The sequence below is a fragment of the Streptosporangium sp. NPDC049644 genome, assembly GCF_040675205.1.
Taxonomy (GTDB): Bacteria; Actinomycetota; Actinomycetes; order Streptosporangiales; family Streptosporangiaceae; genus Streptosporangium; species Streptosporangium fukuiense.
In genome coordinates this window covers 1-11,252 of record NZ_JBFAOJ010000161.1, presented here as the reverse complement: position 1 = coordinate 11,252, position 11,252 = coordinate 1, and the positions used below count along the sequence as shown (strand labels likewise).

Annotated in this window: 10 protein-coding genes and 2 pseudogenes; 5 read left to right on the top strand and 7 right to left on the bottom strand. The window is 69.3% G+C overall.

What is annotated here, in order from left to right:
- Positions 1 to 717 (top strand): annotated as a pseudogene (locus tag AB0J58_RS42465) (methyltransferase); the annotation flags it as partial.
- 139 nt (positions 718 to 856) lie between these two features.
- Entirely contained in the window at positions 857 to 1,573 is a 717-nt protein-coding gene (locus AB0J58_RS42460; protein ID WP_364227026.1) for a DUF6882 domain-containing protein, read from the top strand.
- Between the two features lie 199 nt (positions 1,574 to 1,772).
- Here AB0J58_RS42460 and AB0J58_RS42455 read toward each other — a convergent pair whose 3' ends face one another.
- The 7 genes from AB0J58_RS42455 to AB0J58_RS42425 are packed head-to-tail and all read right to left on the bottom strand — an operon-like array spanning position 1,773 to position 8,148.
- A complete protein-coding gene (locus AB0J58_RS42455) occupies positions 1,773 to 2,540 on the bottom strand; it encodes an NAD(P)-dependent oxidoreductase (protein ID WP_364227024.1) in 768 nt (255 codons plus the stop codon).
- Entirely contained in the window at positions 2,537 to 3,262 is a 726-nt protein-coding gene (locus tag AB0J58_RS42450) for a coenzyme F420-0:L-glutamate ligase (RefSeq protein WP_364227021.1), read from the bottom strand. The genes AB0J58_RS42455 and AB0J58_RS42450 overlap by 4 nt, the downstream gene beginning before the upstream one ends.
- Positions 3,259 to 4,308, bottom strand: coding sequence for a hypothetical protein (locus AB0J58_RS42445; RefSeq protein WP_364227018.1), 1,050 nt, complete (start codon positions 4,306 to 4,308; stop codon positions 3,259 to 3,261). The genes AB0J58_RS42450 and AB0J58_RS42445 overlap by 4 nt, the downstream gene beginning before the upstream one ends.
- Positions 4,305 to 5,180, bottom strand: coding sequence for a hypothetical protein (locus tag AB0J58_RS42440; RefSeq protein ID WP_364227016.1), 876 nt, complete (start codon positions 5,178 to 5,180; stop codon positions 4,305 to 4,307). Before AB0J58_RS42440 ends, AB0J58_RS42445 begins: the two co-directional genes overlap by 4 nt.
- Before the next feature lie 7 nt (positions 5,181 to 5,187).
- Positions 5,188 to 6,405 (bottom strand): methionine adenosyltransferase, encoded by a 1,218-nt coding sequence (locus AB0J58_RS42435; RefSeq protein ID WP_364227013.1) that lies wholly within the window; start codon positions 6,403 to 6,405, stop codon positions 5,188 to 5,190.
- Positions 6,362 to 7,285, bottom strand: a complete 924-nt coding sequence (locus tag AB0J58_RS42430; protein WP_364227010.1) for a Gfo/Idh/MocA family oxidoreductase — start codon at positions 7,283 to 7,285, stop codon at positions 6,362 to 6,364. The genes AB0J58_RS42435 and AB0J58_RS42430 overlap by 44 nt, the downstream gene beginning before the upstream one ends.
- Before the next feature lie 5 nt (positions 7,286 to 7,290).
- Complete coding sequence (locus AB0J58_RS42425) at positions 7,291 to 8,148, bottom strand: sugar phosphate isomerase/epimerase family protein (RefSeq protein ID WP_364227007.1); 858 nt, start codon at positions 8,146 to 8,148, stop codon at positions 7,291 to 7,293.
- A gap of 245 nt (positions 8,149 to 8,393) precedes the next feature.
- Here AB0J58_RS42425 and AB0J58_RS42420 point away from each other — a divergent pair, with 245 nt between their 5' ends.
- From AB0J58_RS42420 to AB0J58_RS42410, 3 genes and pseudogenes are all read left to right on the top strand, one after another.
- Entirely contained in the window at positions 8,394 to 9,737 is a 1,344-nt protein-coding gene (locus tag AB0J58_RS42420) for a hypothetical protein (RefSeq protein WP_364227004.1), read from the top strand.
- 215 nt (positions 9,738 to 9,952) lie between these two features.
- A complete protein-coding gene (locus tag AB0J58_RS42415; RefSeq protein WP_364227002.1) occupies positions 9,953 to 10,879 on the top strand; it encodes a phosphotransferase in 927 nt (308 codons plus the stop codon).
- 59 nt (positions 10,880 to 10,938) lie between these two features.
- Positions 10,939 to 11,252, top strand: a pseudogene (locus AB0J58_RS42410) (methyltransferase); the annotation flags it as partial.

The following is an 11,252-nucleotide window of genomic DNA, read 5'->3' as shown; positions in this document are numbered from 1 at the left end:
GCCGTGACCTCGGTCGAGTACGACCGGGTCGTGGCAGATCGGGCGCGCGGCGCGCTCGCCGATGTCGGGTACGCGCCCACGCTCGTGGTGGGTGAGGGCCTCGCGGGGTACGAGGGGAACGCCGAGTACGACCGGCTGATCGCCACCTGCTCGGTGCGCTACATCCCGATTCCCTGGATGTGGCAGGTCCGCGACGGAGGCACGATCACCGCACCTCTTTCCGGGTGGATGGGCGGGGCCGCGTTCGCGCACCTCACCGTCGCCGACGACGGTACGGCGAGCGGACGTTTCCTGGAGGACGACGTCTACTTCATGACCGCCCGCCCTCACGGCCCGCCCCCGATGTCGTCCCCCCTTCTCGGGATCGGGGACGGCAGGGCGAGCCGGGTGGATCCGCGTGTCCTGGACGATCCGGCCGGGCTGTTCGCGGGACAGCTGGTCGCGCCGTCGGCGGTGAAGCTGGGTGGTGGTGAGGAGGTCGCCCTGCTGGACGTGGCGACCGGTTCGCAGGCCACCACCAGGCCGGAGGCGGCGGGTGGGTGGACGGTTCGCCAGCACGGTCCGCTGCGGCTGTGGGACGCGGTCGAGGATGCCGTCCTGGCCTGGCAGGAGGAAGGATCTCCGCATCAGTCGGCGTACGGGCTCACCGTGAGCGAGGAGCGCCAGCGTGTCTGGCTGGGAGAGCCCGGCGGACCGGGCTGGGACCTGCCCGTCTGAGCTCCCGACGATGAGCGGGCACCCAGGGGCGACTCAGGGCCAGCAGGGCAGCGTGTTCCCCCTCGCCACCCATCTCACCGGCACTAAGGTCAGTGGTCACGGATCGAGGTCGGCCGCGAAGGACTGTTAGGGTGCCCGCGTGGCAGAACCGATCACTTTGCTCAACCTTCTCGACGACGCGGCGATACTCTCGCTCGAACACCAGCTCCACCTTCAGGAACTGCTCGGCGACCACAGCTGGAACGTCGACATGCATCAGCAGCGGTTCGACTTCATCGGCCCCCGCGCGACCACCTGCACCGGCTTCCAGCTGCTCGGATCAGCCGCTCCCGGTCCGCGATCGTGGCTGTGGGCGTGGGCGAACCCGTCCGGGTTTCCCGAGTCGCTGGTGGCGGCGTCCGAGACTTTGCGTGACTTCGGGGAACGGTACGGCATCGCCGAACTCGCCTCCGCGGAGGTCCCGTTCGACGTGCTGCCCGGCTCACCCGCCGAACCGGCCACGGTCGTCGGGCTTCTCATGGACGCCGCCAAGGCTGTGACAGGCCGCTGGACCTCCTACAACGGTGACGCCGGAGGCGGCACCCGGGCCGCGTTCCTCATCGAGCATCCGGACTTCCGGCTGCCACCGCCCAACCCGCCCCGCACGGTGCGCGTCATCACGCAGGCGCTCACCGAAACGTGGGTGACGGACCACCGGCGCGCGCTGCACAGCTATGGTCTGCGGCGGCAGCTCAATCCCGTGTTCAGCCCTGACTTCGCGAAGCTCACCTTGTCGGGGCCGGGCTTCGAGGCGGCTGTGGAGTTCGACCGGTACGACCGCGTCGCCAACATCGACGCCTCGATGTCACAGAACTAGAGGCTCTGCGGGTCGATCTCCGCTGAAGATCGGTCACGTGTGGAAAACAGGGGTGGCGGGTCTGGCGCACTCCGCGACGCTGGACGTCGGCGATGGAAACGTCACCCCAGAAATCGGCGCGCGCCACAGCCGGTGTCGTATCCGCGGAGTCGAGGACCAGATCCCCGTGTGTCCCGCCTGAGCGCGACACACAGGGGGCTCATGCGGGGAGTTCGGCATCGGCGAAGGCGCCGCCGGTGAAGCGGTCGACGAGAGGTCCCGTCCCGGGCTGCTGGTCGACGGTGTCGACGGGCTGGTAGCCGATGGCGTCCCAGCCGGTCCGGGGCCACCAGCGTTCGGCGGTGTCGGAAGTGCCGTACAGGGTGAGAAACGGGCTCGGCAGAGGCCGGGTGGCCGCCGCGTACAGCAGGGCGGTGGCGTCCCGCGGGCTGAGCCAGGTCGCCCGGTGCCGAGGTTCACTCGGCGTGGTTCGGTAGCTGCCGATCCGTACGACGACGACCTCGACGCCACCCTTGTGCGCGTAGAGGCTTCCGAGCGCCTCCATGGTGATCTTGCTGACGGCGTAGAAGCTGTCCGGAGCCAATGACGCCTGCTCAGGCCGGTCGCCAACGACGTTCATGCCGGTGACATGGTGGCTGCTGGCCAACACCACGCGCGGTACCCGCTGTCGGCGGGCCGCTTCCAGGACGTGGTGGGTACCGGTGATGTTGTGCTCCACCATCTCGGAGAACAGCCCTTCCTGGGTGATGCCCGCGAGGTGAATGATCGCGGACATCCCGGCGGCTGCCTGCGAAACCGCGTCTTGGTCGCGCAGATCGACCTGGACGAACTCGGTGCCCGCGGGCGGTCCGCCGGCCTGTGGGCGGCGGTCAAGCAGCCGCAGGCGAACGCCCTCCTTGGCCAGGTCGGCGGCGAGGCGGGTGCCGATGGTCCCGCCGGCCCCGGTGATCAGAATGAGGCCGCTCATCGGTGGAGTACCGACGCCACGCCGTCGTTGCTCGGGGTGTAGGCGATACCGCGCACGACGACGACGGGGGCGCCGCGTCCGCGCTGCCCGAGGATGATCCCGGCGGCGGCGGCGATCAGGTCGGTGAGGGTCTCCTCCTGTCGTTTGCCGCCGTGCTCGGTGGCCCGCAGGGGAGCGATGCCGGCGGCGCCGATGGAGATGACGGTCGCTCCGCGCCGGTCGGCGCGGCCGTCGGAGTCGGCGATGACGACGGCGACATCAGCGCGGGTGAAGGCGATCAGCGCGTCGCGCAGGGCACGGGCGGAGGCGTCCGGGTCCGCGGGCAGCAGCCAGGCGCCGTCTGTTCCGGCACGATCGATCCCAGCGGAGGTCAGCTGGTAGCCGAGGGTGTGCCGGGCGATGATCGGGCCGCGCTCGGTGGCCAGGAAGTGCTCGGTCGAGCTGTCCAGGATGAGCTGGACGATCTCGGCGGGCTTGCCGGTACGGGCCGACAGCTCGATTGCCTTGGACGAGGGGGTGACGTCGGCGAGTTCGACATAGCGCCGCTCCGCGATGGACACGACCTTGGAGGCGACCACCACGATGTCGCCGTCGCGCAGCCGGGCGCCGGTGCGGGTGATGACGCCGGTGATGGTGGCGGCCAGGTCGTCGCCGAGCCGAAGCTCGGGGAAGGGTTCCAGGGCGAAGGCCGAGAAACCGGAGGTGGAAGCGGTGGTCATCATGGAGCTCCTGGTGAGGTGAGAACGGCGCACAGGCGGGCGTGGGCGGCAGCGAGCTCTTGGGCACGCTGCCGGGCGGTGGCGTACTGGCTGCTGGTGAGCCAGCTGCGGACACGTTGGGTGTAGTGTGGCCACAACCGGCGGGCCGCATCAACTGCCGGTGTGCCGGAGGCGACGGCGCGCCAGGCGTCCGCGGCGGGCAGCGGCCAAAGATGTTCATCGTATCCGCTCGGGGAAAACGGGCAGAGGTTCTCCAGCGTGGTCAGCATGCTCTCCAGGCGGCCTGGCGGCAGGGCACGATCAGCGACCCGGTATGACGCCGCGCCTCCTCCTAGCGGCGCGGGTGCCGAGTTCCGGGCGGCGGTCATATGCAGCAAGACCGGGACGGCCTCGTGGTAGATGGCCGACAGGTGAGGGAAGGAGCGGGCGTGCCGTTTGGGCCGGCCGAACCGTACGGACGTCATGGGGCCGTGTGCGGAGGTGAGGAGTATGAAGGCGTCGATGCCGTAGCCGTCTACGCACCCGGACAGTGGTTCGGGCAGGGCGTCGGCGGCCTGTCGGACGGCAGTCAGTACGTCGCGGGATAGGGCGAGGTCGCCGGCCAGCGGCTGGGGCACATCATGCCCGGTGGCTGCTGCGATCAGCGGCCGGGCGAGATGGTTGGTGAGGTTGGCCTCGTCCCAGTGGCGCGGGTAGTCGGCGATCGCCAGGCCGTACCCGCTTCGCACTTGGTTCAGCAGCGCCCGGTAGACAGCCGGGTTGGGGTTGAGGGTGTCGGTATCGGCGATCAGTACCGCCTCGGCGTCGCTGATTTGCGGACAGCGGGCGGCGGCCAGGATCTGGGCCCCCTTGCCTCGCTTCAGGTTGATCAGCGATACCTTCGCCGCGCGGGCGCCGGTGGCGGTGAAACACTCGGCGGTCTGCGGCGTGTCGGAGGAGTCGGCGTGGACGATCACGGCCCGCGCGTCGTCCATGGCGGCGTCCACTGCCGCGGTGACGGCGGCGATGGTGGTCGGCTCGTTGCGGCTCGGCAGGATCACGGCGTTCATCGATCGGCTTCCTTGGTGAGCAGGTCAGCGGCGGCACAGGCGGTGGGGGCGTACAGGTAGTCGAACCGGTGGTTGTTCAGCGCGGTGATGAGGTTGGCGCGCCACTGTGCGCACGCCGGCGTGTCCAGCGGCCACACCGGGCCGTACGGCGCCGAGGCGATGCCGGTCAACGGGGTGGGCAAGCCGGAGATGTAACGGGCCAGCCCTTCGTGCAGTCGTAGACGCTCGTTCACTGACAGCGGCACCGCCGACGTCAGCGAAGCCCCGGCCCCGCTGGGGTGGACGGCCAGGCGCACGATCCATCTCAGCGGGGCCGGGCCGGCTGCGAACGGCTCCAGGTCACACAGGGGTTTAGGCGCGAGCGTTTGAAGGGGATCGCGGATGGCCGCGGTGGGCTTGCCTGGCCACACCATCAGATCACCGTTGTTCGACTCGGCGAGGACCACCAGGTCGTCTCCTGCGTGGAGCCAGCCGCGTTCAGCCAGAGCCAGCGCCGTGGTGGTTTTACCGGATCCCTTGGTGCCCAGCAGCAGCACCGCCGCCCCTGTAGGGGTGTGTAGCGCGGTGGCGTGCACGGTGACCATACGCTGCTGCTGGCGGGCGCGTTCAAACGCGGTGTAGATGACATAGGCGAGAGTCGCCGACGTTGCCGCCTGGCGGGGCAGTCGCAGCCGCACCGTGTGGGGGTCGGCAGCGATGCTCGCCGCCCCGACGGCGACCTCAACGGTCGCCGGTGAGGCGGAGTCGTGCGGGCCTAACTGCCAGCCGCCGGGTAGAGACCGACTGGCAGCACAGGCGGGGGTGGTATCCAAGTCGTCGGGCAGGGCGACGACGGCGGATACATGGCCGGTGGCGATCCTCGCCTTCTTCACGCCTACCTCAACCGGCTACGTGGTCGAGCTCGTCGAGCAGCTGCTGGACCGGCGAGACGTGAGGCAGGTAGCGGCCGTCGAGCAGGTCCGTCAGCCAGTCGGTACGGGCCAGTTCGGCGCGCACCACGGCTTCGACCTGTGAATCGGGCATTCGCGAAGCAGTGGTGATTTCGATGGAGGCGGGCTGGTCGTAGCGGGCACCGTTGCGCCACAACAACCCGATCCGGCAGGGCCCGAACTGGGTGGCCACCGCCTGGGCAGCCCGGTCGGCCAGCCAGCCGCCGACCTTACCGACGTGGTAAGCCGGGTTCTTGCCGAAGGTGGCTTCGTTGCCCGCCAAATGGGCGCCGCTGATCAGCCCGGAACGGGCGTTGCCGCGGCCGACCAAGCCGTCCTCTCCGTAGTCGATGGCTGAGCCGGACAACGTGAAGTACTGCCCGGACAAGGGGCCGGTACGGCTGCCGCGTGTGTTGCACACCACCGTGACGCGCCCCGGCAATCGTTGCCGAAGAACCTCGGTCAGCTCGTCGGCCGCAGTGGCGACCGCGTCATCGAACTCCTCGGAGTTGGTCAAGTGGCCGGCTAGGGCAGGCACGCACACGGTGATCGCCCACATGTCGTGCCGCCGCACGACGAGCGCCTTGATGTCGCTGCCCGCCCACGCACGAGAACGGAACCAGGCTTCGGCCAGCAGCGCGACTGTTTCGGTTGTCGTGCGCGGCGCCGATCCTACGAGATAGGCGGTGTCGTTGGAGTGCGCCGTCGGCCGCTCGGGCAGGTCCTCCAGACCGCGGGGGGCGAACCAGTGGGGAAATTTGGACGAGTCGGTCGTCTCGTGCAAGACCTGAAGCTGTACGCGGTCGAAGCCTGGCAGCGCGACGCGCAGATGGTCGACGGCGGCCTGGTGGAGGATCTCGCGCACCGGCAACTCTCGCCCGGCGAAGCTGGTGGAGATCCGGCCGCCGAAGACGACCCGTAGCGGCCGGTCGTAGACGCCTCCGGTCTCGGTGAAGGCGGCCCGGCCGCCGAGGACGGCGACCTTGTCCAGATTGTGGTGCAGGACCGCGCCGACTTCCTTCAAGCAGTGCAGGCTGTAGCGGATGGAAGCCATTTCGGCGATACCGTCGGCGAGGGTGTCAGGGTGGCCGATGCCCTTGCGTTCGACGACCTCGACGGCCAGTTCATGCGGCAACGGCGTTCGCTGCCCGGACACGGCGTGCGTCACGGTATACACGGTCGATTACCTCCAGTGGGCGCCGCAGCGCCGAGATTGGGAACAGGCAAGGGTGAGCGGGCTGTTGGGTGGCGTCGAGCACGGCTGCGTACATCCGGCGCCGTAACTGCTCGTGCGTGGGTGCGGCAGCGATCTCGCCGAGCCCGGCTTCGAGGTTTCGCCCGCGCACCGACAGGTGCTGCCCGTTCGTGAGGTGGAGAAGGAGTTCGTGACGGGGCGGGCCGGGGTGGTCGATATAGGCGTCGATGTGTATCGTGCGCCCGCCGGCGAGGGTGATGTCAGCGGTGACATGATCCTCGCTTTCGGCCAGGCCCCGTAGGTGGGCCACCTCGGCGTCCACCGTCTCGACCTTTCCGGGCAGCAATCGCAGGGCCAGTGCAAGACCGTGGATGGCCTGCTGGTGCAGCACCCCGCCGGCGGTGGCGTAGGCGCGACGCCAGTCACGGAAGTAGCCCGGATCGCGCCGTACCGCCAGTACCACCTCCGCTCGCTCGATGGCCGGGGGCTGGATGAGCAGCATGTTCAGGCCAGGTGCGAAGTGCGGTTGGAATCCCACGAAAACCCGCTCGTCGCCCGCCTGAGGCACCAGGTCGGCGGGGGCGAGCGTGGCCGGCTTCTCCACGAGCACCGCGGCCCCGGTCGCCGCTGCGTCCCGGGCAGCCGCGAGTGCGATCCCTGGCGGTGCGGCCACCACTACCAACTGCGGGTTCAGCGCGGTCAGAGCCGCGCGCCAGGAGGCGAACACCGGGGTATCCGGCGGCAGTGCGGCGTGCGGGCAGGGATCAGCGACCCCGGCCACCGTCAACCCGTCGGCACCAGCGAGTGCTGCCAGGTGCTTGGCCCCGACCTCCCCGGCGCCGACCAGCAGCACCCGTCTCACGCCACGCCCCCGGGCACCATTGAGCGCAGGAACGCAGCCCCGGCGCGCAAAGCATCGGCGGGGCTGTCGCGCACGTGGGTTTCCAGCGCGTAGGGCAGTGTCGGGCAGGCGGCGTGCAGTAGCGGCAGCACCTCGTCGTACGGCACGCACCCCTCGCCGGCCGGGCAGAAGGTCCGGCTGCCGTCGGCGTTCGAGTCGTAGTCCTTGACGTGCACATAGCCCACGTACGGCGCCAGGTACTCCACGACCTCGCCGGTGGCCTGGCCGACCTCGTGAAGGTTCGCCACGTCCAGCCACAATCCCAGGCCCTGCCCGTGGTAGCGGCGCAGGACTTCCAACAGCGGCTCGGCGTGGGCGACGGTGCAGACCGGCTCGTTCTCCAGCAGCAGCCGCACCCCGGACCGGTTCGCCACCTCTAGGGCTTGGGGCAGCAGCGGGTCACTGACGAACTGCTCGGTCAGCTCCGGCTCGACGCGCAGGTGGGAGAAGATTCGTACCGTTGGGGCGCCGAGGATGGCGGCGGCCTTTATAGCGCGTTCCACCCACCCCAGTCGATGCTCGGGCGCGACCTGGGTGGGGAATCCGAAGGTGTCCACCCGGCCCGGCCGAGCCTCGGGTCGGCACCATTTCCACAGCGGCGAGGCCAACGCCGCGACCTTCAGGCCGCGCTCGTCGGCCAGGGAGCGGATGTGCTCCAGTCTCTCCTTGGGCAACGTCACCGCGTTGGCGCTTTCGACCGAGCGAATCTCCAAGTGCCCGATTCCCAGTTTCACCGCCAGGTCCATGCCCAGCGTTGGATCGGGGCCGAGCTCATCGGGGTTGAGTACGAGCGTGCTGTTCAGAGGTGCTGTCACAGTCCCTCTCCTTTTGAGACGGGGGAGCCGCTATGGGGCTCCCGTCGGCGTAGGGCTCTCGTTGGATACGCTGCACTTGATCACTGACAGCTACGACGGGTGACAGGGTGTCGCGCCGGTGTCGCACCCGTGTGAGGGTGCACTCCCCGTGTGCGGTTCCGTGTGAACCTGCGCAGCTCACGCAAGGCGCGTACCGTCATGCGCGAGAGCGCGCCACGGCCGCGCCGACGCAGGGAGCGGCGACCATGCCTCGTTCGATCATGAACCACGAGCTCAACGCGCTCATCGTCGAATGCGGTCTGTCCCACGCCGCACTCGCCCGTCAGGTCGTGCATCTGGGCGCGACCGAGCACGGCCTGCGGCTGGCCTACGACTATCGGTCTGTCGGCCGCTGGCTCAGGGGCGCGGTGCCTGATCCTCCGAGCCCTGTGCTGCTCGCTCAGGTGTTGTCAAGGGCGTTGGGCCGCGCTCTCACTGTTCACCAGCTCGGGTTCCATCAGGGCGACAAGATCCGACAGAGCCTGAGTATCTCCGCATGTCCGGCCGCTACCGTAACCGCGGTCACTGAACTATGGAGGAGTGCAGTGGAGCGCCGCGCATTTATGCATCACGGTGTCACATTCATCGCTGCGGTGGCGATCGAAGCAGCTCTTGACTGGAGGGACGCTCCAGCGCAGGCGTCGCTGCACCGAGAAGGTGCCCGCGCTGTCACCGACGCCGATATTGCTCGCCTGCGCCAAGCCAGGCAGGAATTCAGACAGCTCGACCATGCCCATGGCGGCGGGTACGCACTGTCCTGGCTGGAGCAGTACCTCACCATCGAGGTCGACCCGCTGCTTCAGGGACGCTACAGCGACTCGGTGGGCCGCGAACTGTTCAATGTGTCCGCCGCCCTCACGGACATGGCGGGATGGATGGCGATGGACGCCGGCCACCAGGGGCTCGCTCAGCGCTACTACATCCAAGCCGCTGCCTTGGCTAAGCATTCCGGAGACACCGCCTATGGCGCCTACGTTCTGGGCAACATGGCGACTCAGGCGCTTTTTCTAGGCGAGACCCGCACAGCAGTGCGACTGGCCCGGTCGGCTCGCGACACCGGCGGCCGAGCCATCCCGCACACACTGACAGCCCGGATCGCCGTCACCGAGGCGCGAGCCCACGCGCTGATCGGCGACTCCCACGAGACCCGCCGCGTCCTACGCATCGCTGACCAGGCAATGGAACACTCCGTCCCTGCCCAAGACCCTGACTGGCTGGGTGTGTTCGGTCCTGCGCACTACGCCGGATCAGTGATGCATGCCCTGCGCGACCTCGGGGACACCGCCGCCGCCGAACGACAGGCGACCGACGCACTGAATCTGCCCGCGGGCAACGCCCGCACTCGCGGGCTGCACACCGTGCTGCACGCCAGCGTGCTGCTCCAGCGCGGCGACGTGGACGGCGCGGTGGAGACGGCCTCGCCAGTTCAGGTGGCGGGCATCAAGTCCAACCGGCTGAATCTGAGACTGAAAGAACTCACCGACCGGCTCGCGCCGCACAGCGGCTCCGCGGTCGTCGCGGACTACCTGGAGGCCAGCCAGCGCAGGTAGCCGCCCCCCGCAGAAGGCGACGGTAACTACATGAGCGCAGGGCCGAGGAGGCGCGCGGTCTCGCCTGTGGGGCTCACGTCGCCGTCGACGATGCCCGGCCGGTTCATTCACTACGAGCCCGCCGACACGACTTCCCACCCCGTGACCACGATCGGGACCACCGTCAAAGCCATGCGAGCCGCCGGTCGTCCCCGAGCTGTGGATCCCCTCAGCGAATGCAGCCAGTGCTACGCGGGCTGCGCCGACGACCCGAGGGAGAGCTGACCGTGAAACCCCAGTGGGACGACCTCCCCAGCAACGTGCGCGCCACCGTCGAGCAGCAGGTCGGCCAGGTGCTCAAGGCCGAACCCGTGACCAAGGGACTCATGCCCGGCCTCGCCGCCCGACTGCACACCGAAAACAGCGAAACCGTCTTCCTCAAGGCCGCCTCCACAGCCGGCCCGGCTGCGTCCCTATACGAGCGGGAACGACGAGCCGGCACCCTACTGCCGTCCGGCCTGCCCACCCCCCGCCTGCGCTGGAGCGGCGAGGTGGAGGGATGGATCGTGCTGCTGCACGACTACCTTGACGGCCGGGACGCCGACCTGTCGCCCGGTTCGCCGGATGTGCCGCTGGTGCTGGACACCCTGGTCGTCCTGAACGAGGCGCTCACCCCGTGCCCCGGCGAGGTTCCGGAGGTCGCGGTGAACATCGCGGGCCTCCAGGCCAAGGCCGCGAGCCTGCTCGCCGGGGAGTTGCCGGACCGGGCCATGTACGAGACGGCGCTCGACAGGTTCGACCTCGATGCGCTGGAGGGGGACACCCTGCTCCACTACGACCTGCACCCCGGCAACTTCCGGATCGATGACGGGAAGACGTACGTCGTCGACTGGGCGTTCGCGGTGCGCGGTGCCGCGTGGGTGGAGGCCGTGATGCTCGCTCCCCGGTTCATCGAGGCGGGCCACACCCCGGAGCAGACCGAGGCGCTGTTGGCCCGGGTGTCGGCCTGGCGGTCCGCGCCCGCGGACGCGGTGACCGGCCTGGCCGCGCTGTGGACGATGTTCCGCCTGTACAAGGCGCGGTTCGGCCCGGAGGAAGGACGCGATTTCCGTGCGCGGGCCGCCGAGGCCGGGCGAGCATGGGTGCGGTATCGCTCTACCTGACCGGCTGACCGCGTCAATCGAGGACGCCATCTCGCCGATCTGCTCCTGGAGGAACGACCGTGACCGTTCATGGCACGCCCGCTCTGGCGGCCCGGCTTCGCCGTGACCTCGCCGACCGGCTCACCCGGACCGGATGTCTACACGACCCGGCATGGCGGGAAGCGGTCGAGTCGGTGGCGCGCGAGCCGTTTCTCGGTCCGGCGATCGCCGGGGCCACCGAGTACGGCGATCGGTGGGAGGTGGTGCGCCGCGAGGAGATGAGCGGCGACGAGTGGCTGAAGCTGGTCTACCGCGACGAGACGTGGGTGACGCAGGTCGACGGCGTGCTGGTCGAGGAGGCGCGCGGTCTCGCCTGCGGAGCGCCCACGTCCTC